Raw genomic sequence first — 26,731 nt, forward strand, 5'->3', positions numbered from 1 at the left:
TCGCGAGATTCTTGCCGGTAGGTGACTGGCCTGCTTCGAAGGGATAGCGTCGAAGTACCGGCCGAAATGACAATCGCGGGGAGGTGGCTCGATGACGACCTCTGCCCACACGGATCGGCCCTCGTCGAAACAGAGTTGGTTGGCGCGCGCAGCCTTCGCGGCCCTGGTTCTTGCAGTCGCGGTGCTCCTGATCTTCGCCGGACTGAAAGCCTTGACCATGCTGATCCTGGGGATCGGTGGGGTGGTCGTGTGCGTCGTGGCCGTGTACTGGTTTCTGACCACCCGCGGATTCCTCCGCTGGATCTCGTTGGCGGTGGTGGTACTGACCCCGATCGTGGTGCTCACGTTCCTGGTCCGAGAACGACTCCTGTGGGTGGTATTGCTCGCGATCGGGTTGTTCGTGGTAGCCGGTATCTGCGCTCGCACCGCCTTGGCGGGGGAGGAGAAGGAATTGCCGGTTGTCGAGCGACCGGCACCGCCGCCCGTCAAGCCGTTCTTCGTGATGAACCCGAACTCCGGTGGTGGCAAGGTCGAGAAGTTCGACTTGAAACGCAAGGCCGAGGAACTGGGGGCCACGGTCGCACTGCTCGAGGGGCCCGAGAAGATCGACGTGACGGCCTTGGCCAGGCAGGCGGTCGCGGACGGCGCCGACCTACTCGGTGTGGCCGGTGGCGACGGAACACAGGCACTGGTTGCTGCTGTCGCGGCCGAACACGACCTGCCCTTCCTCGTCGTCAGCGCGGGAACGCGCAACCACTTCGCCGCGGATCTGGGGCTCGATCTCGAGGATCCATCTCGGTGCCTCGACGCGCTCGTCGACGGCGTCGAGGTCACGGTGGATCTGGGAAATGTCGGCGGTCGAACTTTCGTCAACAACGCATCGTTCGGGGCGTACGCCGAGGTAGTCCAGAGTCCGGAGTACCGCGACGCCAAGACCAGCACTTTCTTGCAGATGCTCCCGGATCTCCTCGCCGGACGTGCCGGAGCGGTGCTGACTGCGCGCTCCCCGAGCGTGTCCGCGGTGGGTCCACAGGCTGTGCTGGTCAGCAACGGCCCGTACGAGATGAACGACCTGGCGGGGCTCGGTCATCGGCCGCGATTGGACCGGGGCACTCTCGGAATCGTCGCGATCTCCGTCAGCAGTGCCCGTCAGGCCATCGGGTTGCTCCATCGGGCGCATCAACACGGTCTGGCTCAGGGCACCGGATTCGAGGTGATCGTCGACGCCGACACCGACGAGATTCCGGTCGGCGTCGACGGCGAGGCGCTGGTGATGCCAACTCCGGTCAGGTGCACGGTCAGTCCGCAGGCGCTGAGGGTCAGAGTCCCCCGAGATCGACCGGGTATCCGTCGACCCCGGCACGCCTGGGATCTGGTCCGGTTGCGAGAGTTGGCGAAGTTCAGGAGATCCAGCGCATGACCTGACCGACGGCCAGGACTCCCTGCGGATCATGCGTGTCCGCCAAAGCGCTCAGCCAGTGAGCGGTGTCCTCGTCGTAGGTGCGGGCGATCTTCTCCGGGTCGACGCTCGGCGCGAAGTTGGGCAGTGCATGCCCGTTCGTCCATGGCGCCATCGTTCGTCCGAGAGTCTCGGCGTGCGGGACTACCGCGTCGACCATCGGTGGGGCAAGAACTCCGACGGTGAACAGCGAGAAGGCAGCGTCCCGATGGCAGAAGGCGCTGCGGTGCTCAGGTTCCCGTGCGAGGGCGCCCCCGAGGAGACGTAATTCGACGACGGTTTGGGGTGAACCGGATCCGGGGCCGGCAGCGGCCAGCAATGCGTCGACGGCCTCGTGTGACAGCTCGTTGGTCAATGCCGTGGATTCGTGCGTCGGCATCGGGTCGACGGGATCGGCGTGCACTGCCCCGAGGGCGGCATAAGGCAGCACACCGACTGCGTCGATCAAGGGCGTTGCGATTGAACGGATTCGGTCGATCAGTGACTTGGCATCGGATTCCTCGGCAAGACTTGCGAATCTGACCGCGACGGTGAGCCTGCCGGCCAGCGGTGGCGGAACCTGTGGAAGGGGTGGAAGTTGCAGAAAGGCAAGAGAGGTCGAGCTGTGCTCAGGCAGGTCGGCGCACCAGTCCAGCCAGGCGTGCGCGACCACGCTTGCATCTGCGCCGTCGAAATAGAGTGCACCGCCGTAGAAGTGGGTGACCGGTAGTAGGTCGATCTCGATGGCTGTGACAATGCCCAGTGTGGCCTTGCCGCCGCGCAGTCCCCAGAACAATTCGGCATGTTCGTCGGGGGTGACATGAATGAGTTCGCCACTGCCGGTGACGATGTCGAACGAACGAACGTGATCCGACGAGAGCCCGTACGTGCGCACCATCGGGCCGATGCCGGCGCCGGTGAGGAAGCCGGCGACTCCGACCGTGGGTGAAGAACCTGCCAGTGGCGCCAAGCCGTGGGGTGCGGCAGCGTCGATGACGTCCTGCCAGATCAAGCCCGCGCCGATTCGGGCAGTGCGGTTTTCGGGGTCGACGACGCACTCCGTGAGCCTGCCGGTGTGGACGAGGAGAACGTCACTGCCGAGAGGGACCGCGCCGTGGCCGGTGCGCTGAACACCGACGCGCAGACCCAACTTCGCCGCGAATCGCACCGTTGCGACAATGTCTTGCGCGCTCTCGACTGCCACCACAGCGCCAGGCGCGACGGGAACCGCTGCATTCCACGGAATCGCCAACTCGTATCCCGTTTCGCCAGGCAGGGAAACGGAGCCGGTCACCTCTGCGCGCAGTGATTCGACCGCGGCGTCGAGCGTGGGGGTTTGAAGGTTCATGGTCTTCCTTTCCTCATCCGTCTTTCGGTCAAGGGAAGGATGTCCGAACAGGCTTGGGTGGTTCTTGACGTATGTATCCCGAGCGGATCCAAGTTTTATCCAAGCGCATTCTCGCAGTTCAGGGCCATGTCGATCGCGCTCGTTCAGCTACGCCCCGCATGCCGAGTGTCTCCGATTCGGCCGCCACTTCCGTCAGCTCCCGTTCACGTTCGGCGGACGGCTCTCGGAGCTGCGCCCGAAGCAGTCGACAGCGCAGCAGTGTTGGTGCTCCGCCGGAGCCAGTTGCGATCTTCTCGGCCTGATCCAGGAGAGTCGATGCCTGCTCGACGTGACCGAGAAGCGCGTGCAGACGCGCGGAGGCTTCGGCGACCGAGCCCAGTTCACCGACATGGCCCACCGTTGCGATGCAGCCGGTGTGTGGCGAGAGTAGGTCGATGAACGTGTCGGCGTATTCGACCAGTTCCAGATCTGCCACGACGCGTGCAAGTAGTGTCTGGTGTCCCAATGTCGTCCACGTCTGTGGCCCGCGATTGATCAGCCACTTCTTGATGCCTTCGGAAGTGGCCTCGCGCTCGCCTCGGGCGGCGTCGATGGCGATGGTCCACGAATCAGGTTCCACGACACCGGGATCAGATTCTGCCAACGCACCTCGCTCCCATTCCAGAGTGTTGAACGCCAGATCTGCGCTGCCAGCCGTGTACAACTCCGTTTGCAGATGGATCTGCCTGGCCGTCTCGTACTGCCGGCGGGCTTGCGCGAAGTCTCCGTACCATTCGGCGAGAGTTGCTTCCATCCAGCGTAATTGGACCCGAACCACCGGGAGTCTCAGTAGCTCGCAGCCGATGATCCCCTGCCTGACGTGTTTGACGGCGGCATCGACATTGGCCAGATTCATCTCCGTCATGCTCGCGACGGCGTGTGCGACGACGCTGTCGACACGCGATTGTTGGTGCGGCAGTTCGAAAAGCTCGCGCAGTAGGCGCATGGACTCCGCGCTGTGCACCGCGACTCCGGAGAAAAGCAGAATCCGTCCGAGCAGCGCGTCCGCGATCACATCCGGATCGTCGAGTTCGCGGGCGATGTCGAGAGCACGGGCGCTCCATCGATTCGGGATCTCGGCTTCGGGGTGGTAGCAACTTCCCACCGCCAGCGCAGCAAGAACCCGTGCGTGAGCTGACCTGTCGTTCTCGACCAAGGGCTCGACCGCCGCGAGCCGTTCGAGCAGTGGTCCCGGATCGGTACCGTAGGAAACCCACGGCCACGCACCGGCGGCCCGAAGTAATGCGCCTGCCAGTCGTCCGACGGCGGAGGTTCGCCCCTCCCGAACAGCCTCGAGGAGACCGGCATTGACGACGTCGAGAACTGTCTGCCCTCGACCTGCGCGGGCGAGGGCCTCGACTCTGGCCACCAGCAGGTCGTCCCGATCGTCAGCGGATTGCTGGGACACCGGAAGTAAGTCGAACGCGCGGACAGCTGCCTCCCACCACTCGGCCGCGGTCTCCGAACTCCACCGATCGGTCGCATCCTGAGCTGCAGCCGTGCATGCCTCCAGAACGACGAGTGGATCGACCAGGGGAAGTGCTGACATCAGATGTTGCGCGCGGCGGCTCAGCCGGTCCGGATCGGAGGAATTTTCGAGCACTTCGGCAACTCGGGCATGTATCCGCTGGCGACGAAGCGTGGGTATCGCTTCGAGGACTTCGTCTCGGAGAAGGCCGTGAGCAAAGACGTAACCGCCGTTTGCCGAGTCCGCGACGATGATTCGTTCATCAGCAGCCGCGTCGAGATGGTCGGCGAGAGTGTCGACATCGAGACGGGTGGCTGCGGCCAGTGTGTACACCTCGATGGCGTCGCCGATAACTGCGGCAACCCGAAGAGCGTGCAACACTGCCGGTTCCACTGCGGCAAGCCGTCGACCGAGGACAGATCGAACGGCGACGGGGATGCCGTCGCCCAGTCGCTCGTTCCGGGGAAGCCTGGCGTACTCCGAGACGAACAGCGGGTTGCCGCCGGTTCGTTCCGCCAGGGTTCGCGCCTCCGCGTCGTCGAGCGTGTCCCCGGAGACGCACCTTGCGAGTGTTGCAACCTCGCCCTGCGCGAGCGCCGGCACAATCATGGTTCGGTTTCCTTCGCCGTGGAGTACGGCTTCTTCGAACTTGCGCACTGCCGGCCCGACTTCCGAGTCTCGGAGCGTCGACACGAACCAGACTCTGGCACTGGTCATTGCGCCGACCAGGTAGGTCAGGCAACGAAGGGACGTGGGATCGGCCCATTGAATGTCGTCGATGACGACGGTCAACAGTGCATCTTTCGCCGCAGCTTCGATGGTGGTGCGAACCCGTTCGTAGACGGCAAATCTCGCTTCGTCCGGATCGATGTCCGTCGGCGGCGTCAGTACGAAATCGGCGTCGGCTCCGAGTTCCCGAACCAGTCGGCGGATCGGCCACCACGGCGGCGTTCCGTCGTCCTCCGGGCAACGTGCCCAGACGGTGGCTCCTCGAATGGACGTTGTTCTCGACGAACACTCCTCGGCGAATCGTGTCTTGCCGATGCCGGCGGGGCCGGTCAAGATCAACCAGCGAGGCGAGCCACGGCGAACGTCGTCGAGCATCTTGTCGGCGACAATCGTCTGAGCGTCGCGCCCGACGAACAAGCGTGAGGAATCCGTCTCGGGCATCGCTGCTACGGCTGGGGGAGAAGCCGGGACCGAAACTTGTTCGGCCCCCGTCCATCCCGGAGTGCGCGGCCAGGCGGCCAGGCCGGGTTCGTGGCGCAGGATCGCGCCTTGCAATGCTGTCAGCTCCCCGCCGGGCTCCAGTCCCAGCTCGGCGTCGAGCCGAGACGCGTGTAATCGAAACTGTTCCAACGCTTCCGGTGACCTGCCCGCCCGATGCAGGGCAACCATTCGCAGCCAGCAGGTCCGGTCGCGGAACGGGTACTCGCTACAGAGTTGAGCAGCTTCGACCAGCGCGGGTGCCAGGCGCCCCAGAGCCAGAAGCGCCGTTATTCGGGTCTCCCGGCACTCGGTCCGCACTTCCTCGAAGGCTGCGGCTTCCACCTCCACCCAGTGCGCGTCGTTCAGGTCGTCCAGAAGCTGCCCCCGGACCGAGGCGAGGGCACGGTCAGCGGTCGTCAAAGCCTCCTGCCACCGTTCGTTCTCAGCGTGTTGTCGCGCCGTTTCGGCGTCGTCGAGAAACACCGACAGATCGACGTCTGCCGGAGCGACCTCGAGGACATAGCCAGGCGATTGACGCACTATCGGTGACGCCGTACCGGTTTCGACGCGTAGCGCTCGGCGCAGGTTGGAGATGTACGCCTGGATGCTTGCCATCGCACTCGCCGGTGCGTCGTCGTGCCAGAGAGCATCGATCAGCCGGTCGGTGGAGACGACGCGACCACGGTTGAGCAGTAGAACGGCAAGGACCGTTCGTTGTTTTCGAGGGCCCAGATCGATCACGTCGCTCGTCGCCGGACCCCGTGCGACCTCCAACGGCCCGAGCAGTCGATAGATCATCCGTTTCCCCTCGTACCTGCGGACGCAGGACGGTTCGATTCTAAGGAGCGAAATTCATACATGCAGGACAAAACGGTCAACTAGTTCTCGTCAACATCTGCTCGGATTCCTCGGAAAGAGTCTGGTTGACGCTGGTAGTGCGCAGCGTCGCCGCACAGACCAACGAACCGAGAGCTGCGATGAAGGCTGCGACAAACAGTGCCAACCGAAGTCCACCGACGAAGTCGTCCGGTGGTCCGCCGGGCAGCATCGACTGCGCCGGAAGGAAGGCGCCGAGCACGGCAACCCCGACTGCGATGCCGGTCTGCCGGAACGCGTCGTTGATCCCTGCGGCCAATCCGGAATGGTTCGAAGTGCTTTCGCCCAGAACCAACCCACTCATGACGGGGTTGAACACCCCGGCCCCCACGCACGCGACAACAAATCCGGGAAGTATCGCGTACGGCGAACTGGTCACGTCGACGACGGTCATCATGACCAGCCCCACCGAGACGAGTAGAAGCGAGCACGTCAACGAGACCGAGACGGGGATGCGCCCGTCCAATTTCGCGGTGGCGCCCGCGACGACGAACATCGCTATCGTCGCCGGTAGATACACCAGGCCGGCGTCCATGGGAGACAGATGCAGCACGTTCTGCAGGTAGATGGTCGTGTAGACGAACACCGCGAACATGGAGGCGGAGATCGAGAACGCTGCGATCTGCGCGCCGGCGAAGGCCCGATTGGCGAGCAGATGCGGGGGCAGCATGGGCTCGGTGGTACGAAGCTCGTGCAGGGAGAAACCGATCATGGCGGCCGCGGCGATCACCGCGGCGATCATCGGCTGCGGCTCGAACCACCCATCCTCGTTACCGCGTAACAAACCGAACACCAGAGCTGCCAGGCCGGTGGACACCAGAATCTGCCCGGGCACGTCCGCGCCGCGAGGTCGAGGATCGCGTGACTCGGGAACCCACCGCACCGTCATCGCCAGTGTGATCAACCCGATCGGAACGTTGATCAAAAAGATTGCGCGCCAATCCAACAACTCGGTGAGCAACCCGCCCACCAGTGGGCCGACGGCAAACGCGCCCCCGATCGTGGCGCCGTATGCAGCCAGAGCAGTCGCGCGCTGGGGACCCTTCTCGAACACGTCCGCCAGCAAGGCAAGTGAGCAGGCGAAGAGTACGGCACCGCCGATACCCTGAGCGGCCCGCGCGAGGTCGAGCACCCAGATGTTCGGCGCCAGAGCGCAGAACAGAGATGCCGTGGTGAACCACAGAATGCCGATGACGAAAACATGGCGTCGACCCCGTCGGTCTGCCCACGATCCGGCGCTGAGAACCACCGTCGCCAATGCCAGCGTGTACGCGTCGATCACCCATTGCAGGGCGCTGACTCCGGTATCGAGATCGAATGCGATCGACGGCAGGGCGGTGTTGACGACGGCGATGTCGAGCATGAGCATTGCGGTGCTCACGCATACTGCCAGCAGAGTGGCTCGTCGTACTGCGGTGTTCTTCGGGGTGATCGGTGCGGTCATGGCCCGTCCTGATGGTCGAAGGGGTGTGTACTCGGAACACCCTGCGCTCCGACGCTTGGGACATATCGGGCGAAATGCTTGGAACCCGCATGGTTGATAACTGCCGTGTTACTCGGAATCCGTCACCACCTGCTCGGTCGAATACGCACTCTCCCAACGGTTAATCTCTGGTCATGGAGACCAGCCAGTGGGTGCGACGGGTGTTGGTGGTGGAAGACCAACCACTGATGCGTGCGCTCGTCGGTGACACGCTCACACACGCCGGGTTCGTGGTCCATACGGCCGGATCGGCGGTCGAAGCGCTCACGGAGTTCGACGGATTCGATCCTGACCTCTTGGTCACGGACATCGACCTTGGCGTGCGGCCGAACGGCGTCGATCTCGCGAACATCGTCACCGTGAAGGCTCCGCATTGCGCGATCGTGTTCCTGACGAACTACCCCAACGCATCGACAGCGCCAGGTTCTGCGGGTGTGCCGCCGAAATCGTTGTTCGTGGACAAGGCGGCTGTCCAGTCGGCGGATCAGTTGATCGGCGTAGTGGAGGCCGCGTTGACGGAAACCGAGCCACCGACGCTCGGGAGTGATCCGGACTCCGCCTTGTCGAGCCTCACCAGATCACAGCTCGATCTTCTGCGTTACATCTCGCTCGGGTGGTCGAACAGCGCAATCGCAGCGCATCGTGGGTCCTCGATCCGAGGTGTGGAGAAGCTCATCGCGCGCACTCTCGAGAGCCTGGGATTGACGCACGATTCGTCCACCAATCCGCGAGTGCTTGCTGCGAGTATCTTCATCCGCCATTTCGGTGTGCCCGAAGTGACCGACTCGGTGTGAACCCGCGCGAGTGGTGGCTTCGTCTCGGTGATCGGAACATCGTCACCAAGTGGTCCTGGATTCTGACGCTGCCGTTCGCGGTGACCGTGATGGCCAACTACTACCTGTGTACCGGGGTGCGCGAAGTAGGCGTGATGGCAGTCGGCGCCTTCGCGACCCACTGCGTTGTCGGGGTGATGCTGCTGATGGCGAGGGCTGTTCTTGCAGCACACCGATCGCAGCTCGCAGCCCTGGCCCTGTTCGCAGTGGTCGGCGCGATCCGCCCGTTCGTCCTCGACGCGATCACCCGCTCGCTCGAACTCCCCGTCGACCCCAGACCGATGCTCGTCCGTGTGGCACTCAACGTCGTGTGCAGCGTTGTCTTCTTGTCGTTGACCGCCGTACTGGTAAGCGCTCTCCGTGACCGCCTCGCGCTGCAACGGAGTTTGAAGGTTGCCGGGGCCGCCGTCCGACTCCAACAGACCCGGGATCGATTCCGCCTCGGCCAAACCCGTGCGCAGTGTCGGCGAGAGCTCGAGCGCAGTATCGAGACGGTCATGCACGCGGTTGCTGAAACGGAACTCGAGGGAGTGCGAGGAGCAGCTCTCTTGAAGCGAATCTCCGACGACGTGGTTCGCCCGATGAGTCATCGACTGTTCCGGGAGATTCCCCCGATCGAATCACCGACGCCGACTGTGCGGCTGACGGCGAGAGATCGACTGATCGGCGTCGTACGCAGCGTTGAACCGGCGCCACTGTACGTACCGGTGTTCGCGTACACGGCACTGGTGACCGTCTACCTGCTTACGACTTACGGCGTGACGTTCACGGCGGTCCAGCTCGGCGTCGGTTTCTGGCTCTTCGTCGGTGGCAATGCGTGCGCTCGCCGAGTTGTCAGCAGCGGAGACGGCCCTCTGAGACGGATCGCGACTCTTTCTGCGGTGTACTGCGCGAGTGCGTTGATCAGCAGTACCGCGACGTGGCTGCTCCTGACGGTGTTCGGCCGTACCCCGACTTTCTATCTCTCGTCGATGGCCGTCTACCCGTTGGTTGCGCTGTCCGTCTGTCTGATCAGGGCTGCGGATACGCAGCGTCAGGACGAGGAGCGTCAACTCCGCAGCGCCCTGAGCCGGCAAGCGCTCGATGCAGCTCGTATCCATGCCGAGCTCATGCACACCCGACGCGGACTGGCCAGGTTGTTGCACTCGTCGGTGCAGGGCGAACTCGTAGCGGCCGCATGGTCTTCGGGCGCCGTTGCCGGTCGCCCGGTCGATGTTGCGGCAACCATTGCCCACATTCTCGACGGCTTGGAAAGCGACCTGTCTGCGTCATCCGATCAGCCGGCTGACTCCGATGCCCGAAAGCGTATCGATGATCTTGTCACGGTGTGGCGCTACGCAATTCCGGTCGTCAGTCACGTCGACGACGAAGTCTGGGCGGTGATCGGTTCCGGCTCCGCTCGGCTCGACAGCGTGGTGGAGATCCTGTCGGAGGGACTGACCAACGCCGTGAAACACGGTGCAGGAGGGCCCGTCTTCCTCGAGGTGACACTCGCCGATGCTCGGGCGGTAGTAGTGCGGATCAGTTCGCCGGGTCGGATGCCGGTGGCACGGGACTCAGGGATCGGGCTTGAATCGCTCGCCGGTACGGTAACGTCCCTCGAACTTGTCGAAGAGGAAGACCGGGTGGTCCTCACAGCCGTGCTTCTGTGACACCGTGAGTGGCGATGTCGTGGAGGCCGAACGTTTCGCCAATGGCCGGATTGGCCGCTTGTACGGTCGCAGAAATGGAATCGATTACTGCGCAGCTCATCCCACTCGCCACCGGCGTCGTCATCAGCCCGATTCCTCTGGTTGCGATCATCGCGATCCTGCTGTCCACTCGGGCGAAGGCAAATGCATTCGCGTACACCGCGAGCATCGTGCTGGCCGCGACAGCGATCACAGCAGCGACGGCACTCTCGACCACCGAAGTGGAATCGAAGTCCAGCGGCAGCGCGCATACCGTCCAGACGGTGTTCGCCGTCGTGTTCACTGTCGGTTTTCTGGCGCTCGCGTACTCGAGTTGGCGTGGCCGTCCGAAAGACGATGCCGAGCCGGCGATGCCGTCGTGGCTGGCACAGATCGACTCGATGCAACCGGCCAAAGCTGCGGTTCTGGGACTGTTGTTGACCGTACCCAACGCGAAGAACCTGCCGCTCGAACTCAAGGCAGGTTCGATCATCGGTGGCGGGCACCTCGGCTGGGTATCAGTGATCGCGTACTCCGTCCTGTTCGCGGTAGGGGCGTCCATCGCCTTGATCGTGCTGTCAGCATTGGCTGCCGTGCCCTCGGCGAAGGTGACCGATGCACTGAGCGCCACCAAAAGCACTCTGATCAGCCACAATGCAGCAATCATGACCGTTTTGTTCCTGATGCTGGCAGCATTGGAACTCTCGCACGTTGTCGAAGCCCTGTCGAAGTAGCAACTTGTTTTCGAGGAGAAATCGAATGACGATCACACCCAGCGAAGCGCCGGTAGTCGAGACAACGTACGGGCCGGTTCGAGGATCGACGAAAGGCTCGGTGTCGAGTTGGAAGGGGATTCGTTACGCGGCACCTCCGGTCGGTCCGCTGCGATTTCGCGCGCCGGTTCCGCCGAAGCCATGGACCGAGGTCCAGGACGCAACAGAATTCGGACCGTGTGAGCCGCAAAGTCGACTCGCGATGATCCCGCTCGGTGAGAACGTTCCGATGGACGAAGACTGCCTGTTCCTCAACGTGTGGGCACCGGGCCCTGTCGGTTCTGATGCGCCGGGTAAACCGGTGATGGTCTGGATTCACGGCGGAGCGTATTTCCGCGGAGCGTCCAGCCAACCACTTTTCGACGCAACCACATTGGCTGAGAACGGCGACGTTGTCGTCGTCTCGATCAACTACCGCATCGGTGTGTTCGGCTTCGTCGATTTCTCGTCCTTCAATTCGAGTGAACATACCTTCGAGCCCAATGTCGCTCTCCGCGACATGATTGCAGCGCTGCAATGGGTTCAAGGCAACATCGCGGCTTTCGGTGGCGATCCCGACAAAGTGACGTTGTTCGGCGAGTCGGCAGGTGGCGGCGCGGTGACGACGCTGATGACCGTCCCGTCCGCTCGCGGCCTGTTTCATCGCGCTATTGCCGAAAGTTCGCCCGCCACTTCGGTGTACGGTAGTGAACGTGGTGAGATCGTCGCGAAGCTGTTTCTCGAGATCTTCAGCGGCGGAAGCGATCTGGGTCTGTTGCGGTCCACGTCTGCCGAAGACTTGATCGGGCCGTCAGACGAACTGTTTGCTCGCGTCCCCCAGGAGACGCCTGGCACTTTGGCGTTCGCGCCGATCGTCGACGGTGATCTGCTCCCTGACTACCCGGTGCGCGCGTTCCGTCACGGCAATGCACACCCGATTCCGCTGATCATCGGAACCAACAAGGACGAATCTTCGCTCTTCCGGATGATGAAGTCGCCGTTGATGCCGATCGATCCCGTCGTGATCACGTCGATGTTCGCGGAGATCGCCGACGATCATCCAGGACTCGAGCTACCGGATCATTCTCAAATCGAAGGCGCGTATTCGGGACTGTCCAAGCTGGGCGCCGGTCTCGGTTTGACCCGTGATTTCGGATTCCGGCTGCCTACGTTGTGGATCGCCGAAGCGCACAGCAAGGTTGCGCCGACGTGGTTGTATCGCTTCGACTACGCGCCGCCGATGCTCAAGGCGCTGAAGATCGGTGCGACCCACGGCACCGAACTTGCCTACGTCTTCGGCAACATCAACCACGGGGCACGAGACATCACCTACAAGTTGGGTGGCTTGAGCGCGGCGCGTCATGTCTCTGAGCGCATGCAGGCGAGGTGGTTGGACTTTGCCAGAGCTGCAGGCGATTACGACGCCGGGGACGATCGCGAACTGGGTGCGGACCCGGGGTGGCCCACTTACGACACCGACACACGCTCGACACTGTTGATCGACAAACGCGATGCCGTCGTCGCTGATCTCGACCGCGAGATCCGGGAGGCGTGGGGTGAGACGGTGATTGCATTCACCTGACGGTTCAGCCCTGCTCCAATTCGGCCAGGTAGTGCGAGACGGGTCCCACGGTGAGCATTCCGCTTCCGGCGCCGGCTATTTCGGCGGCGGCAGGTAGGAGCGCCGCTCGCGCACGCTCCTTGACTCGATGGTCGCCGACTGCAGTGGCCGCTGCGGCAGTCAAGCACCACAGTGCCTCGGAGAGTAGGTCTTCGGGCGGGTCCGGCAATGCCTCGACGGCCTTCGCTGCTTCGTTCGTCTGCCCCTGTGCGATGAGCAGGTGTGGCCGGGCCCAGGGTTCGTAGGGGCCCCACTGCGTAGTCGGGTCGAAAACCGCCGGCAGTCCCCGCCATACGCGGAGGGCGAGAATTGCGAGAGGGAGTATGCCGTCCGCGAGACCCGGCATGCCGGCATCGGAAAGATTGACCGCCGCAGCTTCGTACAGCTTCTCGCAGTGCGCGGCCTCCGCGCCGGCAGCGGCAGTACGCACAGCGCGAAACCAGGTGGTGAACACCGCTGCCAACGGGCGTTCGTGACGTCCGGCCAATCGATCAACCGTCTCGGCATGTAGCTCGGCTGCATCGAATTGCCCAAGGGCGCTGAGGGTTTGCATGCGGATCAGATGGCCGAGGATTTCGAAGGTAGCCAGGCCGTGTCGAATGGCGAGGTCGACCAGTTCACGGCCGATGTCGTCGCGCTCGGAGGCCAGACCGTTAGTCCAGAACGTCTGCATGAACAATCCGTTCAGAGCGAAGGCCAGGAGCCCTGGATCGTCGAGAGCGCGACCGATCTGTACTGCGGCACGGGCACATTCGAGACCGTGATGACCGGGCAGTCCGCGCGATTCGAGTGCGATTGTCGCCAACAGTCTCGCCCGAGCGGGTTCGTTGCCGGCCGGAAGTCGATCGAGAGTGCGCTGAGCGGCCTCGACGATCTGCGTAGCCTGCCGAGGATCGTCGGATCGCGTCCAGATCCCGGGCACGTCGTAATTGCCGATGATCCGCGCGGTGAGTTCGACGTCGTCCAATTGTTCAGCGGCGCCGATGATTGTCAGTCGTTGGTTTCGGGCAGTCTCGAGTCCGCTTCCGCCCGCAACTGCCAAACTTCGGAGGAGGCCGACGGTTGACTCCAATCTCGATTTCGATCCTGCCGCTACGGTCCGGTCGTACGCTGCCGAAACCTGACTGAAGATCTGTTCTGCCCCTACAGGATCCAGGCGGGTTTCCCGGCGGAGAATGTCGGACTCGAGGTCGTTCAGTCGTGGACCAGGGTCGATGCCCAACTCTTCGGCGAGTAACTTCCGTGCGCGACGTAGGACTGCCAGAGCATCGCCTTGACGATCGGACCGGTACAGTGCCAGAGCGAGTAGTCGCCAACCCTCCTCGCGCCAAGGGTGTTCCGTCACGTGGGCATCCAGATCGGGAATCGCTTCGGCAGCTCGCCCGAGATCGAGCTGCGCGGATGCCAAGCGTTCGACGGCAGTCAGACGCAGTTCCTCCAAGCGTGATCGCTCCGTTCGGGCCCAAGGCTCGTCGGCGAACTCCGCGTAGGCCGGCCCTCTCCACAGCTGCAGCGCGGTTCGGAGCAGTTCGAGTGATTGCGCCGGCGTCGAATCTGCGGCTTCTCGCACCAGTCTTTCGAATTCCCAAGCGTCGACCGCGTCGGGTGCTGCATGAAAGGCGTAACCGGGCCCTTCGGTGACAATGACTTTCGGCTTCTTTCGCGGCGCGCGATCCGGTTCGAGCGCACGCCTCAATGCGGAAACGAACGTACGTATTGCGCTGGTAGCGCCGGACGGAGGATCGACCCAGAGGTCGTCGACAATCACGTCCACGGGAACAACACGGCCGCGGGCGACGACGAGACGAGCGAGGACCGCTCGGTGTCGTGGACCCTTCAGATCGATCTGGTGTGAAGACTCGTTCCACGCGACCACGGGTCCGAGCACTCCGAAAGCCGGGGCTTCAAATGTGTGGTCTCGCATTTCCCCACGCTATCGCGCTCATCGAACGCTCATCGACTGCGGCGAAGCTGATTGCCATCACCCCGACCTGCCATCACCCCGACTAACGAGAGCGATCGATGACTATCACCATTCCAGGCTTCGACTACCAGCAGATTTCCACAGCAGACGGAGTGCGGCTCAACGTCGCGGTCGGCGGAAGCGGAACACCACTCGTCCTTCTGCACGGCTTCCCTCAGACTCACCTCATGTGGCGTCACGTAGCCACTGCCTTGGCGTCGGATCACACCGTCATCTGCCCGGATCTCCGCGGATACGGAGCCAGCGACAAACCGGTCGAGGAAAACCCGGACACCTACTCCAAACGAACAATGGCTGCCGACATCGTCGAGGTGGCGAGGAAATTGGGACACGAGAAGTTTGCCCTCGTCGGCCACGATCGTGGCGCACTGGTTGCCGTCAGATCGGGGCTGGATCATCCGGATGTGATCACGCAACTCGGCTCGCTGGACGTGCTCCCCACCCTGGATATGTGGGACATCCTGCATGGATCGAATGCTGCTGTGGCGTTCCATCTCTATCTCATGGCTCAGCCACCTGGTCTTCCCGAGCAGATGATCAGCGCCAGCGCCGACGCGTTCTTCGAGTACTTTCTCGACGTGTGGACGCAGAACCGCGAAGCGATTCCGGTAGACGTGCGGGCGGAATACCTGCGCGCCTCACGGGAGGCGGTGCCGTCGATCGTTGCCGATTACCGGGCGTCGGCAGGCATCGACATCGAACACGATCAGTCCGATCGGGAGGCGGGCAACCAACTGCACATGCCGGTCACGGTCATTCAGCAGGACTGGGGCTCGATGCTCGGCTACGACGCCGAGGCCCTGTGGAAAGCGTGGGCGCCCGATCTCGAGCACCGCACGCTGTCCGCAGGTCACTTCATGGCAGAAGAGGCGCCTGCCGAAGTGGTCGAGGCGATCCGGACCCTACTCGAGAGGTAGTTTTGACGCTTCTCGGCTGTCGAGGTACTGGCGAGCGCATCACGTGCGTCGCGAATGGACGAGGGGGATCGATGGGTTTCTCGCTGCACTTCATGCGGGTGACGAAGGACGTGCAACTCGATGTTGATCGGGCGGCGGTCGCCGCTTTCCTCGATCAGCAGGGGCTGCGCGTGGTCGAGAGCCCGTACGGAGGCGAGATCGTCGACCGTGACGACAGGGCATTGACGATCGACGGGGCCTTCTCCGACCTTCATCTCGACTCGCTCGAGCAGAGCGATCCACTCAGTGGTGGAATCTTCCACGCGACGCTGTCGCCTGCCGAGTGCGCGTTCGTCTACGACCTCTGCTCGGCGGCTGGGTTCCTGATCGTCAACCCCCAGGGTGACCCGACGTTTCTCGTTCCCCAGCGCAATCACGAGCCCGACGACGTTTCCGAGTTGGAGGACGTCGTCTGGGTCGACAGCGCCGAGGAACTGGCGCGGGCGCTCACCGGTGGTTTCCAAGCGTTCCGCGAGTTTCGGGACCGCGTGACAGGACGAGCCGCCGGTGCCGAATGATCGGGGCCCCGTCGGGTTGACGAAGGTCGGGTTCTACCGCTTGACCCCGGCCGCCAAGTCGTCGACGAGAACCTTGGCGGTCAAGGCGTATCCCGCGGCCTTGTAGTAGTCGAAGGGAATCACTCGACCAGCCTGCGCGGCGGGCAGACGCTGCCACGTCGGCGAGGTGTACACGCTGCCGGAGGCGCTGCGATCCAAGGCGAAGATGACGTCGGCTTCTTCGAGACGGTTGAACTGCTCCGATCCGAGCATCACGCGAAGGTCGGGGCCTTCACGGAGCACCTCGAATCCCAGGTCCTCGGCGACGGCGGTGCGGAAATCGTTCTGGAACCACGCGATCTGATCCTCCGCGGCGGCGACGAAGGCAACCTTCTTGCCGGCCATCAGCGGTTCGACGGTCGGGCGGACCTGAGCTACATGGGCGTCGTACTCGGCGAGTACTTCTTCGGCGCGATCGCTGCGCCCGATGCCGGTGAGGAAGTCCGACATGACCTTCCGCCACTCCGGGGTGAAGTCCTTGCCGACGGGCAGGACCGGTGCGATCTGCTGCATCCGGTCGTTGCCGTACGACCCAGTGTCCCACCAGCCGGCGCTGAGGACGAGAAGGTCTGCGCCGAGAGTCGAGATGTATTCGAAGTTGGGATCGGAAGCACCTTCGGCGAAGATCTCGACACCCGTGGCATCCGGGACCTCACGGCGTAGGTGTTCGGCTGCGCCGGTCGGGTAGGCGGTCACCGGGTATCCGGCGAGGATCGACAATTCGAGGCCGTCCCGCGGGTCGAGGGCAACGACGTTCTGCGGGTCCGTCGGAATGATCAGATTCTCGTCGCCGCGCGTGAACTCGAAGGTCTCCGCGTTCTCGGGCGTCGAACTTTCCGTGCTGCCGCAGGCGGCGAGAAACGCGGCCGCAGCGACGCCCGCGCCGACGCCGAAGAAACCGCGTCGCGTCAGGTTGTCCACGATCGCCCAGTAGTCGCGATCGGTCGTGGAGGGAGAAAGGAGTCGAGTCATGCTTGTTAGGTTAGCCTTAGGGGCTGTCTTCGGGAATGCTGAAACAGCTCCCGCGAACGCCAAGAAATACGGCGAACACGCCAGCACAGAGAGTGTTGTCCGCGTCACCGGCAGGTCTGATTCACAACCCACTTTCGACCTCTGACGTGCATGACGTCACAACCGGCCGCCTCCTCGATCGCGATTTGGCCCTGATCGCGCCGACTATGCTGAGTTGACCAGCAGTACGATTTCGGAGGTTGCAATGCAGATCACCAGCGTCGGCCACGCAGGATTTCACATCCAGACCGAGGCCGGATCCATCCTGTGTGATCCATGGGTGACCCCGACGTATTTTGCGTCCTGGGTGCCGTTCCCCGACAACACAGAGTTGGACTGGGACGCGCTGGGCAACTGCGACTACCTCTACGTCTCGCACCTGCACAAGGACCACTTCGATCCGAAGAATCTGATCGCGCACGTCAACAAGGACGCCACAGTCCTGCTCCCCGATTACCCGGTGCCGGACCTCAAGCGTGAACTCGAGAAGCTCGGCTTCCACAAGTTCTTCGAGACGGAAGACTCCGTCAAGCACACCGTCAGCGGTCCCAAGGGCGATCTCGACATCATGATCATCGCTCTGCGCGCTCCCGCGGACGGTCCGATCGGTGACTCGGGCCTCGTCGTCTCGGACGGGGAAACCACCTGTTTCAACATGAACGACGCCAGGCCCGTCGACCTGGACCCGCTGACCGACGCCTTCGGGAAGGTCGACATCCATCTGCTGCAGTACTCGGGCGCGATCTGGTACCCGATGGTCTACGACATCCCGAAGGGCACCAAGCGCAACTTCGGCAAGCAGAAGCGTCAGCGCGGCATGGACCGCTGCCGCAACTACATCTCCCAGGTCGACGCTGCCTGGGTTGTCCCGTCGGCCGGCCCGCCGGTCTTCCTCGACGACGACCTGCGTTACCTCAACGACGATCACGGCGACGAGGGAAACATCTTCCCCGACCAGATCACGTTCCTCGAGCAGATGCGCATCAACGGCAACGATCGTGGTCTGCTGATGATCCCCGGCTCGGCCGTCGAACTTCGCGGAAGCGAGAAGGTCGCACTGACGCATCCCATCCCGGACGCGGACGTCGACAGGATCTTCTCGAACAAGGCCGAGTACATCGAGAAGATGGCGCAGAAGATGGCACCGGTCATCGCCGCGCAGAAGGCCACGTGGGCGCCGGCCGAAGGCGAGCCGCTGCTCGACGGTCTCAAGGCCAAGTTCGAGCCGATCATGGCTCAGTCCGATCTGATCTGCGACGGAATCGGCTACCCCGTCGGACTCGTGATGGGAGAGGAGACGGTCGTCCTCGACTTCCCGAAGCGGATCGTTCGTGAGCCCATCGACGGAGAAGGCAAGTACCGCTACGGCTTCCGCATCGCTCCCGAACTGGTTCGCACCGTTCTGCGTGACGACGAGCCCGACTGGGTCAACACCATCTTCCTGTCGACACGCTTCACGGCGTGGCGCATCGGTGGGTACAACGAATTCCTCTACACGTTCTTCAAGTGCCTCACCGACGAGCGCATCGCGTACGCCGACGGCTGGTTCGCCGAGGCCCACGACGACAGCGCGTCTATCGAGTTGGGCGGGTACGAGATTCAGCGTCGTTGCCCACACCTCAAGGCGGACCTGTCGAAGTTCGGTGTCGTCGACGGCACCAACCTCACCTGCGATCTGCACGGCTGGCAGTGGGATCTCGAGACCGGCCGCTGCAAGACGTCCAAGGGCCACGAGCTGCGCACCAGCAAGCTGAGCTGAACCGAGCTCGTCGGGTGACGGGATACAGCAGGTCGCTCATCGGCCTGGCGACAGCGCTCGCCGGGTTGGCCGGTTACGTCGACGCGCTCGGATTCATCACGCTCGGTGGGCCTTTCGTTTCGTTCATGAGCGGCAACATGACGCAGGCGAGCGTCGCATTTGCCGACGGGGTGTGGTCGACCGCGAGAGTTGCCGGCGGAATCATCGTGCTCTTCCTCCTGGGAATCGCGCTGGGAACCGTCGTCACCCACTTCACGGAGCGCTATTCGGTCCGGGCTCGCAAGGTCACGGTGCTCGCGGTTGTAGCCGGGCTGCTGTCCATCGGTTCGGTGATGAGCAGCCTCGACGTCACCCCCGGCGCGATCTCGGCGATGGCCTTGGCGATGGGAGCCGTCAACTCGGTGTTCCAGCGCGACGGCGAGGTGACGATCGGTGTCACGTACATGACCGGTGCGCTGGTCAAGATGGGCCAGCGTCTGACCGGAGCCTTTCTGGGTGGCCCGAAGTGGGCGTGGCTGCAGCACTTCGGGATGTGCGCGGGGTTGATCGCGGGCGCGGTGGTCGGTGCGCTCGTTCATCGGTGGATCGGTCTTCACGCTCTGTGGCCCGCATCGGCGTTCACGGTTGTTCTGATCGCCGTTGCCTGGCAGGTCTCGCCCCCGTCTCCGGCAAAGGTGTAGAAAGAGCCAGACACAAATCCGGGGGTACAGGGGGAAGCAGTGGATGCTCTGATCATCGTGGTGCTCGGACTGCTCGGAATCGTCGCGGCCTCGACGCTCGGAGCGCGGATCGGAGTCGCAGCACCGTTGATTCTGGTGATGGCCGGGATCGTTGTCAGCCTCTTACCATTTGTCCCAGCAGTGGACATCGACCCGGAATGGATTCTGGCAGGCGTGCTTCCGCCACTGCTGTACTCCGCCTCGGTCTCGATGCCGTCGATGGAGTTTCGGCGTGAGTTCGGTGCCATCGGTGGGCTTTCCGTTCTGCTCGTGGTCGTGAGTGCGCTTGTTCTCGGTGTGTTCTTCTCCTGGGTGATACCAGGACTCGGTATCTGGTGGGGCATTGCACTCGGTGCGATCGTGAGCCCGACGGATGCCGTCGCGACGTCCATCGTCAAGAAACTCCCGGTCTCGCCGCGGGTGGTGTCGATCCTCGAAGGCGAAAGCCTGCTCAACGACGCCACCGCTCTGGTTCTGTTGCGTACTGCCATCGCCGGGGCCGCCGCATCGGTGTCGCTGTGGAGTGTGTTGGGCAAGTTCGCTTTTGCCGTCGTCGTGGCCGCGGTCATCGGAGTTGTCGTCGGCAAGGTCAACCTGATGGTTCGCGCCCGTGTCACCGATTCGACGGTCAACACGGTCATCTCGTTCACGGTGCCGTTTCTGGCGGCGATCCCCGCCGAAGAGTTGGGTGCGTCAGGGTTGGTTGCTGCAGTCGTGGCCGGGCTCGTCACCGGCTACGACGCTCCTCGGAAGCTGTCACCGCGACACCGGTTGTCCGACTCCCAGAACTGGCGCACAGTCGAATTGGTCCTCGAAGGTGCGATCTTCCTGGTGATGGGCCTCGAACTCTCGTCGATAGTCGACGATGTCCGGGTCGACCACGAGGGCATATCCACGGCGGTCTTCGTGGCGGCGGGTGCACTGTTCCTCACGATCTTGGTGCGGGCTCTGTACGTGGCCCCGCTCCTGCGAGCGCTCCAAGCGCGGGCGAATTTTCGTGAACGCATGAAACCCAGACTCTCCGACATCGCGAATCGCCTCGACAATCCCGAGGATTACCCGCCAGACGAACGACGCAGCAGGCGCCGGGCACCTTCGGCGAATCAGATGGAAAGGTTCAAGGTTCGGGTTCGGCGGACGGTTGCCGATATCGACTACTACCTCGCTGCGCCGTTGGGATGGCGTGAAGGCACGATCGTCATCTGGGCCGGCATGCGCGGGGCGGTCACTCTGGCTGCAGCGCAGACTCTGCCGGAAGACACCCCGAGTCGATCGCTCCTGATCTTGGTTGCGTTCCTGGTGGCAGCAGGCTCGTTGATCCTTCAGGGTGGGACGTTGAAGCGCGTCGTAGTGGCGACCGGTCCGGCAGCGCAGGACCTCACCGAATCCGAACTAGACGAGCATCGCAGGTTGCTCGACCTCCTCGAAGATGCTGCTGCGAGTGTCGTTCCGCCAGAGGGTCGGTCGAAGAAGAGGATCCGCCTCGACGTGATCGAAGCGCAGCGTCAGGCACTGCTCGACGCACGTGACGATGGCGTGTTCGACGCACGGATGCTCGGATCGGCACTTGCCGCGCTGGATGCCGATCAGATCAGTCTCGAACTCAGGGGCGGCCCGGACGGTTGATCACGTGCACAGGCGCTTTCGAGCAGACGTCATCATTGCCCGCGTGATCACGCCGTGCAGTACCTGAACGGGGGCGAAGTAGATTCGGCCCGCGCGGTTCTTCAGCTCCACGGCGGTGACGACGTGCAGGAGGCCGGCGTCGTTGTCGGCCTGAACCGAGGCGACGAATCGTAGGTGTTTCTCGTCCGCTTCGATGAGGGCCTCGCCGTCGGCGATCTTGTCGACGGCAAAGGTGTCGGGGCGTCCCTTGGCGATGCCGAGCAGTCCGACTATCCGCTCCCTGAGCCAGAACATCGCGAGGACGGGTGCGGGGACATTCCTGACGTCGAAGACTGCCTGCGCCCACTCCTCGGATGTATGGGTCGGAACAGCCGGGATGGTGATCGTGGTGGCTTCTGCCCAGTCCGGTGCAGGCATTGCCTTGAAAGCGAGTGTCATTTCGTCCTCCGTACGGTGCCGTATGGAACTTACCCATACGGTACCGTACGGAGGTGACGAATGCCCGCGCCCGACTCTCTCGTGACCAGTGGATCGATGCAGCTTTCCAGGCTCTGACAAGCCATGGGCCTGATGCAGTTGCAGTGGAAAAGGTGGCGCGCACGCTCGGATCGACCAAGGGTTCCTTTTATTGGCACTTCGCCAACCGCGACGAATTGCTGCAAGCTGCGCTCGGCCGGTGGGAAGTTTTGGCAACCGAGAGACTGATCTCCTCCGTCGAGTCCTCTGGTGAACCGGCGGAGGTGAGGTTGCGTCGTCTGGTGGATTCGGTCACGACCGGATTGGCCGGTCGCCGTGCGGAGTTGGAACTGCTTGCCGGGATCGGCCATCCTTTGGTTTCGGCGGCGGTTCGACGTGTCACCGAGCGTCGAGTTACCTACATCGTGACGTTGTTGGTCGATCTGGGGATGGACAGGCAGAAAGCGGAACATCGTGGCGTACTTGCCTATTCGATGTACCTGGGGCAGATGCAATTGGTACACAGTGCGCCCGATGTGGTTCCTGGCAGCGGTGCGGACGCTCAGGCGCTCGCCGACGAGTTCGTGAATATGGTTCTGGCCAGGTAAGTCCGCCGTCGAACGCAGCGTGATCTGCGCATCACCCTGCGCTTTCAGGTGAGGGACCACACATTGCGCGTAACCCATAGTTACAGATACTTTGAGGTCAGCTGAAGTGGGGTGCCGGATATGTCGACATTTCCCGGAGGCGCAAAACCGTTTCACGACAGGAAGAAAGGTGACTCACCATGAGCGTTGTGCTTATTTCGTTGCTGGTCGCCGCTGGACTCACCGTGCTGGCCACCAGTGACGGTGCCGGTCTGGACTTCGGGAGTCGGCAGCTGAACCGCCAGTTGAAGACCCGCACGCACCGGTAACCCCGGAAATCGGCCGGCTCCACGCGATACTTCGCGGAGCCGGCCGATTGCGTTGCTCCGGTCAGTTCACTCCGAGATCTACCAGCCAGGCCCGGGTGCTGCGGGCGACGATGCCCAAGGCAACGGCAGAACCCGTCGCGGAGTCGAACGCGACGCTGTCGGCAGATTCGAGTCCCGTGTAGAGCTGGGAAACCCCGGCTGCTGCGCCCCCTCCGATGATCGGCGCAATCGACGCACCGAAGGCATCGGGCGTCACGGCTTCGAAAGTTACCGCGCGCGAGAAGTGTTCGGCGAATGCTACGGCCAGTTCGATGCCGGTGATCGCCGGAATCTGTCCGATGTCGACCGCGTCCGGTGCTACGTCGAGAGTCAGGGCCGCAACGGCTGCATCAGCGACGTCGAGATGTGAACTCCATGCGACCGCGAGATCGGCACGTAGTGGGTAACGCAGGACCCCTTCGTCTTTCACCCCCGACAGCACGGTGGGCAGAAGAAGATTCTCGAGGAACAAACGCGGGGTCAGGACGGTCACCGCGATACCTTCGGCGCGGAGTCCGTCGACGAGCTCGGAGAGAACGGGTGTGTTGGGACCGGCAAGCGGCGAAGTAGCGTCGCGGGTCACCGTGCCGCTGGTAGAGATCACGAACCGCGAAGGACCTGTCACTCTTGCTGCTGCCAGAACGTTGTGGGCGTAACCAGCTAGCGTCTCGGTGTCACCGGCGAGTGGCAGGTGGAAGAACACCCCGTCTACCCCGCGATAAGCGTCGGCGAGAGAGTCGACTGACGCATTGTCCGCGACGACGGTGTTCGCACCCTCGAACGTCTGGTCGGGGTTGCGGGTGATTGCTCGGACTTCGGCACCTGTCGATCCGGCGAGAGCCGCGACCAATCCCGCGAGAACGGGAGAACCCTGTGCGCCGGTGGCGCCATGCACTGTGTAAGTCATGACGCCTATAGTTCAGATTGGGAACCAGTTACTTCAAGTGAACTAATGGGGAATCGATGAGTGAATCAGGTCACGAGCTTCCGGAGTGCGGCGTCGCGCGCTTTCTGCTGGTTCTGGACGGACCGTGGGCAACGCTGATCGTTCGTGAGCTCACGCACGGCCCGATGCGCTTCACGGAACTACGACGCGCATTGCCCGGCATCAGTCCCAGGACACTGTCCGCCAGACTCAAGCGATTCGAGGAGTTCGATCTGGTGACCCGGACTGCCTACGCCGAGGTGCCGCCGCGAGTGGAGTACGAACTCACCGCGACGGGGATGGAACTGCGCTCCGTGCTCGAAGCGATGGTCGAGTGGGCGGATCTGGCACTCCCCGTTTCGTGACCCTGCCCTCAGTGCGGGCCCGAAAGTCCAACCCGCAGAGCGCCGCAGGCCTCGAACATCGCATCTTGACCGGTATGGCCGACACCGGTGGTGTTGACGAAGGCATGGATCAATCCACTGTGACGCCTGAGTGCAACCGGGACTCCGGCCTCTCGCAGCCGGTCCGCGTATTCCTCACCCTCGTCGCGTAGTGGGTCGAAACCGGCGACGGCAACGTACGCGGGCGGTAGGCCGGCCAGGTCCGGAGTGAGCAGCGGTGAGACTCGCGGGTCGAGAGCCGAAGCGCCGCCCGACAGGTAATGGGCTGCATACCAGTCGAGTTGGGCGTCGGTGAGAAAGAAGTCGGTGCCGAACATCTTGTGCGAAGGGCGCTTCGACGAAAGGTCCACCCAGGGGAAGAAGAGCAGTTGGAATACTGGTTTGACGTCGTCTTCGGTCGTGGACTGCGCGACGACGGCAGCCAAGTTCCCACCCGCGCTGTCTCCGCCTACCGCAATGGATTTCGGATCTGCACCCAGATCTGTGGCATGCTCGACGCAGTACCGGAATGCGGCGACGGCGTCATCGACCCCGGCGGGGAACGGGAACTCCGGTGCTAACCGGTAGTCCACCGACAACACACTGACCTCGCCGTGGCGGGCCAGGAAGCGGCACACACTGTCGCCGCTCTCGAGGCTGCCGAGGACGAACCCGCCGCCGTGGAAGTACACCAAAAGTGGAGCGGGCGTTGAGACTCCGGCCGGGCGATACAGCCGAGCCGGAATCGCGTGATCCCCGGCCGGGATCTCGAGGTCACGTACCGTCTCGATGTCGATGGGCGTACCGCCGAACAGTCGCGATTCGGCGTCGATCTGAGCCCGTCCCTCTTCGACCGGAAGATGCTCGAAGCTCGTACCTTCGACCGCTGAGAGCAATCTCAGCGCAAGCTGGATCTCGGGGTGCAGAGTCTGCCCGTCGATCTCCTTCGGCTTGCCACCGAGAATGCGCTGCGCGCCGGTCGGTAAGGCGCCGACGACATCGAGCACCACCCGCGCAACACGATCTTGGACAGACATCTTCTCCGTGGACATACTCGCCTTCCGTCGGCCGATCACCCGTCGCTTGTACGTTACGAAAGAACCGGACAAATATCCAGGAATCTCGGCGCTCGCGGTCAGCTTGCCGGCGTCACCGTGACTGTGACGGGGCCCGCGTCGTCCGCGGTTTCCACTGTGAGAAGCCGGCTTTGGGGGTTCCAGTTCACGATGTCGGCGCCCGCGACGTCGACGCCGCCGGGAAAGCCGCTCTCGGGTAGATAGATCTCGGTCGGTGCCGTTACCGCGGGGTTCGGGGTGAACGTCAGCTGAAGGCGGTCAACGGTCGAGGACCATTCGGTGGGTGTGCCCGCGACGGCACGCGGATACGGCTTGTTCAGGGTGTCGACGAGGAGTGTCTGCGATCCGTCCGGCAGGTACGGGCCCCAAGGACCTGGATCACTGGACCAGTAGGAGACACCCGCGCCGAGGTCTCGGGCGGTCGTGTAGACGCGGTCGATGTAGTCGGTTGCGCCGGGCAGTGTTGTGTCGAGCCCGAATTCGCCGAGAATGATCGGAACGCCGCCGAGTACGTTGCCTGCGATGTGTTCGACGCTGTCGCGCCAGGTGTCGATGGTCGCGTCGGTGAGTGTGCGTGAGAGGCCGGAGTATCCGTCACCGAGGTCGAGGGGCAGCGGGTACAGGTGTGGGCAGTAGGCGATTCGCTGTTCGCCGGCTCGTGGGTCGTTGATCTTCGTGAGCCCGCTGGGGACACCTTGGTTGACGCCGACGGCCTGCGGGGCCACACACACCCAGCTGTCCTGATCAACTTCCCTGATGGCGTTGGTGGTTCGCTGATACAAGGCAGCGAGGGGCCCACCTTCGAAGGCGGGGCCTTGGAGGGAACCGCCCCACGGCTCGTTCATCAGGTCGTATGCCACGACGGTGTCATTGCCTGCAAAACGTTCGGCCACCGCCTGCCAGGCGTTCGCGTAGTGCTCGACCAGTTCGGGATGTTGGCCGGTGGTGTTCCAGAAGTTGTCGAATGCACGCATCACACCGGGTTGGACGTAGTACAGCTCCCACCGGTCTTGAGGGCTGACCGGAAGGCCGTCCATGTAGGTCGCCCAGGCCGGCGCGCCGTTGCCGATGTTGCCGGCGCCGTTGCCACTGTTGCCCTCTGGTGTGATCGCGCCGGAGTAGACGTCCTGATGCATGTCGAGCATGACCTTGTAGCCGCGCTCGGCGTACCAGCTGACTCGGTCCTCGACGCGGTCCAGATATTCCTGGTCGTACTGTCCCGGCTCTGGCTCCAGCGAACGCCAGGAGATCAGGAAACGCACGAAATTTGTTCCCATGTCGGCATGTTCGCGCTCGAGATCGGCTTCGGTGAACTTCGGCATGCCGTCGGGTGCGCTCTTTGCGCTCGACGCCGTGTTGAACCCTCGCAGGATCAAGGAGCGCCCGGCGTCGTCGGTCAGGTACGACGGTGGCACCGACGTGCCATCGGCGCTCCCCGACGTGGGCAGGCTGCCCTGAGCCGCGGCAATTCCGCCGCCCAGTATCAGTGAGCCCGCGACTATCAGTGCTGAGAGCGGGATACGACGCACGGAAACTCCTTCTGGGTGTGTGGATGGATTGACTTGTCCGAATGGGGATTCGGCCCTG

At 63.3% G+C, this 26,731-nt stretch carries 22 protein-coding genes; 13 read left to right on the forward strand and 9 right to left on the reverse strand.

Annotated elements, in window-relative coordinates; all coding sequences use genetic code 11:
• Nucleotides 1-91: 91 nt before the first annotated feature.
• Nucleotides 92-1,420, forward strand: coding sequence for a diacylglycerol/lipid kinase family protein (locus QM609_RS01505; protein ID WP_007730225.1), 1,329 nt, complete (start codon nt 92-94; stop codon nt 1,418-1,420).
• Here QM609_RS01505 and QM609_RS01510 read toward each other — a convergent pair.
• From QM609_RS01510 to QM609_RS01520, 3 genes are all read right to left on the reverse strand, one after another.
• Complete coding sequence (locus QM609_RS01510; RefSeq protein WP_050654975.1) at nt 1,401-2,786, reverse strand: FAD-binding oxidoreductase; 1,386 nt, start codon at nt 2,784-2,786, stop codon at nt 1,401-1,403. The two genes, QM609_RS01505 and QM609_RS01510, sit on opposite strands and share 20 nt — an antisense overlap.
• 118 nt (nt 2,787-2,904) lie before the next feature.
• Nucleotides 2,905-6,300: an ATP-binding protein gene (locus QM609_RS01515; RefSeq protein ID WP_007730236.1), complete on the reverse strand. Its 3,396-nt coding sequence runs from the start codon at nt 6,298-6,300 to the stop codon at nt 2,905-2,907.
• A 76-nt stretch (nt 6,301-6,376) separates the two neighbouring features.
• Nucleotides 6,377-7,822, reverse strand: coding sequence for an MFS transporter (locus QM609_RS01520; RefSeq protein WP_050654976.1), 1,446 nt, complete (start codon nt 7,820-7,822; stop codon nt 6,377-6,379).
• 173 nt (nt 7,823-7,995) lie between these two features.
• On the opposite strand from QM609_RS01520, the gene QM609_RS01525 reads away from it, so the two are divergent.
• The 4 genes from QM609_RS01525 to QM609_RS01540 all read left to right on the forward strand — a co-directional run bounded on the left by QM609_RS01525 (nt 7,996) and on the right by QM609_RS01540 (nt 12,698).
• Nucleotides 7,996-8,655 carry a response regulator gene (locus tag QM609_RS01525; RefSeq protein ID WP_050654977.1) on the forward strand — a complete coding sequence of 220 codons (660 nt, stop codon included), beginning with the start codon at nt 7,996-7,998 and terminating at the stop codon, nt 8,653-8,655.
• Nucleotides 8,652-10,346, forward strand: coding sequence for a sensor histidine kinase (locus tag QM609_RS01530; RefSeq protein ID WP_050654978.1), 1,695 nt, complete (start codon nt 8,652-8,654; stop codon nt 10,344-10,346). The genes QM609_RS01525 and QM609_RS01530 overlap by 4 nt, the downstream gene beginning before the upstream one ends.
• Before the next feature lie 74 nt (nt 10,347-10,420).
• Nucleotides 10,421-11,098: a GAP family protein gene (locus QM609_RS01535; protein WP_050655034.1), complete on the forward strand. Its 678-nt coding sequence runs from the start codon at nt 10,421-10,423 to the stop codon at nt 11,096-11,098.
• A 25-nt stretch (nt 11,099-11,123) separates the two neighbouring features.
• The gene (locus QM609_RS01540; protein WP_050654979.1) at nt 11,124-12,698 is read left to right on the forward strand and encodes a carboxylesterase/lipase family protein; all 1,575 of its coding nucleotides are present in this window, start codon (nt 11,124-11,126) and stop codon (nt 12,696-12,698) included.
• Nucleotides 12,699-12,702: 4 nt separating this feature from the next.
• Here QM609_RS01540 and QM609_RS01545 read toward each other — a convergent pair whose 3' ends face one another.
• Nucleotides 12,703-14,661: an AfsR/SARP family transcriptional regulator gene (locus tag QM609_RS01545; RefSeq protein ID WP_050654980.1), complete on the reverse strand. Its 1,959-nt coding sequence runs from the start codon at nt 14,659-14,661 to the stop codon at nt 12,703-12,705.
• Nucleotides 14,662-14,759: 98 nt separating this feature from the next.
• Between QM609_RS01545 and QM609_RS01550 the strand changes: the two genes are divergently transcribed.
• Together QM609_RS01550 and QM609_RS01555 are read left to right on the forward strand one after the other, a co-directional pair.
• The gene (locus QM609_RS01550) at nt 14,760-15,638 is read left to right on the forward strand and encodes an alpha/beta fold hydrolase (protein WP_050654981.1); all 879 of its coding nucleotides are present in this window, start codon (nt 14,760-14,762) and stop codon (nt 15,636-15,638) included.
• 71 nt (nt 15,639-15,709) lie between these two features.
• Nucleotides 15,710-16,195 carry a hypothetical protein gene (locus QM609_RS01555; RefSeq protein WP_050654982.1) on the forward strand — a complete coding sequence of 162 codons (486 nt, stop codon included), beginning with the start codon at nt 15,710-15,712 and terminating at the stop codon, nt 16,193-16,195.
• A 33-nt stretch (nt 16,196-16,228) separates the two neighbouring features.
• On the opposite strand, the gene QM609_RS01560 is transcribed toward QM609_RS01555, so the two are convergent.
• Nucleotides 16,229-17,206, reverse strand: coding sequence for an ABC transporter substrate-binding protein (locus QM609_RS01560; RefSeq protein ID WP_050654983.1), 978 nt, complete (start codon nt 17,204-17,206; stop codon nt 16,229-16,231).
• A 244-nt stretch (nt 17,207-17,450) separates the two neighbouring features.
• On the opposite strand from QM609_RS01560, the gene QM609_RS01565 reads away from it, so the two are divergent.
• Genes QM609_RS01565 through QM609_RS01575 form a run of 3 tightly spaced genes read left to right on the forward strand, consistent with a single transcriptional unit; the run spans nt 17,451 to nt 21,349 of the window.
• Nucleotides 17,451-19,004 (forward strand): MBL fold metallo-hydrolase, encoded by a 1,554-nt coding sequence (locus tag QM609_RS01565; RefSeq protein ID WP_050654984.1) that lies wholly within the window; start codon nt 17,451-17,453, stop codon nt 19,002-19,004.
• A 14-nt stretch (nt 19,005-19,018) separates the two neighbouring features.
• Nucleotides 19,019-19,684 (forward strand): YoaK family protein, encoded by a 666-nt coding sequence (locus QM609_RS01570; RefSeq protein WP_003943143.1) that lies wholly within the window; start codon nt 19,019-19,021, stop codon nt 19,682-19,684.
• Nucleotides 19,685-19,723: 39 nt separating this feature from the next.
• Nucleotides 19,724-21,349, forward strand: coding sequence for a cation:proton antiporter (locus tag QM609_RS01575; RefSeq protein WP_050654985.1), 1,626 nt, complete (start codon nt 19,724-19,726; stop codon nt 21,347-21,349).
• On the opposite strand, the gene QM609_RS01580 is transcribed toward QM609_RS01575, so the two are convergent.
• Nucleotides 21,350-21,787, reverse strand: coding sequence for a DUF2867 domain-containing protein (locus QM609_RS01580; RefSeq protein WP_050654986.1), 438 nt, complete (start codon nt 21,785-21,787; stop codon nt 21,350-21,352).
• A gap of 53 nt (nt 21,788-21,840) precedes the next feature.
• On the opposite strand from QM609_RS01580, the gene QM609_RS01585 reads away from it, so the two are divergent.
• Together QM609_RS01585 and QM609_RS01590 are read left to right on the forward strand one after the other, a co-directional pair.
• On the forward strand, nt 21,841-22,413 hold the full coding sequence (locus tag QM609_RS01585) for a TetR/AcrR family transcriptional regulator (protein WP_050654987.1): 573 nt from the start codon (nt 21,841-21,843) through the stop codon (nt 22,411-22,413).
• A 179-nt stretch (nt 22,414-22,592) separates the two neighbouring features.
• A complete protein-coding gene (locus QM609_RS01590) occupies nt 22,593-22,721 on the forward strand; it encodes a hypothetical protein (protein ID WP_003943237.1) in 129 nt (42 codons plus the stop codon).
• Nucleotides 22,722-22,782: 61 nt separating this feature from the next.
• On the opposite strand, the gene QM609_RS01595 is transcribed toward QM609_RS01590, so the two are convergent.
• Entirely contained in the window at nt 22,783-23,667 is an 885-nt protein-coding gene (locus tag QM609_RS01595) for an SDR family oxidoreductase (protein ID WP_050654988.1), read from the reverse strand.
• Nucleotides 23,668-23,723: 56 nt separating this feature from the next.
• Between QM609_RS01595 and QM609_RS01600 the strand changes: the two genes are divergently transcribed.
• Complete coding sequence (locus QM609_RS01600) at nt 23,724-24,050, forward strand: winged helix-turn-helix transcriptional regulator (protein WP_007730275.1); 327 nt, start codon at nt 23,724-23,726, stop codon at nt 24,048-24,050.
• An 8-nt stretch (nt 24,051-24,058) separates the two neighbouring features.
• Here QM609_RS01600 and QM609_RS01605 read toward each other — a convergent pair whose 3' ends face one another.
• Both QM609_RS01605 and QM609_RS01610 read right to left on the reverse strand, forming a co-directional pair.
• A complete protein-coding gene (locus QM609_RS01605) occupies nt 24,059-25,120 on the reverse strand; it encodes an alpha/beta hydrolase (protein WP_007730276.1) in 1,062 nt (353 codons plus the stop codon).
• 83 nt (nt 25,121-25,203) lie between these two features.
• Entirely contained in the window at nt 25,204-26,673 is a 1,470-nt protein-coding gene (locus QM609_RS01610) for a cellulase family glycosylhydrolase (RefSeq protein ID WP_050655036.1), read from the reverse strand.
• Nucleotides 26,674-26,731 lie beyond the last annotated feature (58 nt).

Origin of the sequence: Rhodococcus sp. IEGM 1302 (genome assembly GCF_030056935.1) — a bacterium.
GTDB classification, from domain to species: Bacteria; Actinomycetota; Actinomycetes; order Mycobacteriales; family Mycobacteriaceae; genus Rhodococcus_F; species Rhodococcus_F qingshengii.

Bases quoted from the DNA above. Each gene is read 5' to 3' on its own strand.
- QM609_RS01505 (WP_007730225.1), top strand. From the start codon at position 92: ATGACGACCTCTGCCCACACGGATCGGCCCTCGTCGAAACAGAGTTGG.
- QM609_RS01510 (WP_050654975.1), bottom strand. From the start codon at position 2,786: ATGAACCTTCAAACCCCCACGCTCGACGCCGCGGTCGAATCACTGCGC.
- QM609_RS01515 (WP_007730236.1), bottom strand. From the start codon at position 6,300: ATGATCTATCGACTGCTCGGGCCGTTGGAGGTCGCACGGGGTCCGGCG.
- QM609_RS01520 (WP_050654976.1), bottom strand. From the start codon at position 7,822: ATGACCGCACCGATCACCCCGAAGAACACCGCAGTACGACGAGCCACT.
- QM609_RS01525 (WP_050654977.1), top strand. From the start codon at position 7,996: ATGGAGACCAGCCAGTGGGTGCGACGGGTGTTGGTGGTGGAAGACCAA.
- QM609_RS01535 (WP_050655034.1), top strand. From the start codon at position 10,421: ATGGAATCGATTACTGCGCAGCTCATCCCACTCGCCACCGGCGTCGTC.
- QM609_RS01540 (WP_050654979.1), top strand. From the start codon at position 11,124: ATGACGATCACACCCAGCGAAGCGCCGGTAGTCGAGACAACGTACGGG.
- QM609_RS01545 (WP_050654980.1), bottom strand. From the start codon at position 14,661: ATGCGAGACCACACATTTGAAGCCCCGGCTTTCGGAGTGCTCGGACCC.
- QM609_RS01550 (WP_050654981.1), top strand. From the start codon at position 14,760: ATGACTATCACCATTCCAGGCTTCGACTACCAGCAGATTTCCACAGCA.
- QM609_RS01555 (WP_050654982.1), top strand. From the start codon at position 15,710: ATGGGTTTCTCGCTGCACTTCATGCGGGTGACGAAGGACGTGCAACTC.
- QM609_RS01560 (WP_050654983.1), bottom strand. From the start codon at position 17,206: ATGACTCGACTCCTTTCTCCCTCCACGACCGATCGCGACTACTGGGCG.
- QM609_RS01565 (WP_050654984.1), top strand. From the start codon at position 17,451: ATGCAGATCACCAGCGTCGGCCACGCAGGATTTCACATCCAGACCGAG.
- QM609_RS01580 (WP_050654986.1), bottom strand. From the start codon at position 21,787: ATGACACTCGCTTTCAAGGCAATGCCTGCACCGGACTGGGCAGAAGCC.
- QM609_RS01590 (WP_003943237.1), top strand. From the start codon at position 22,593: ATGAGCGTTGTGCTTATTTCGTTGCTGGTCGCCGCTGGACTCACCGTG.
- QM609_RS01595 (WP_050654988.1), bottom strand. From the start codon at position 23,667: ATGACTTACACAGTGCATGGCGCCACCGGCGCACAGGGTTCTCCCGTT.
- QM609_RS01600 (WP_007730275.1), top strand. From the start codon at position 23,724: ATGAGTGAATCAGGTCACGAGCTTCCGGAGTGCGGCGTCGCGCGCTTT.
- QM609_RS01605 (WP_007730276.1), bottom strand. From the start codon at position 25,120: ATGTCCACGGAGAAGATGTCTGTCCAAGATCGTGTTGCGCGGGTGGTG.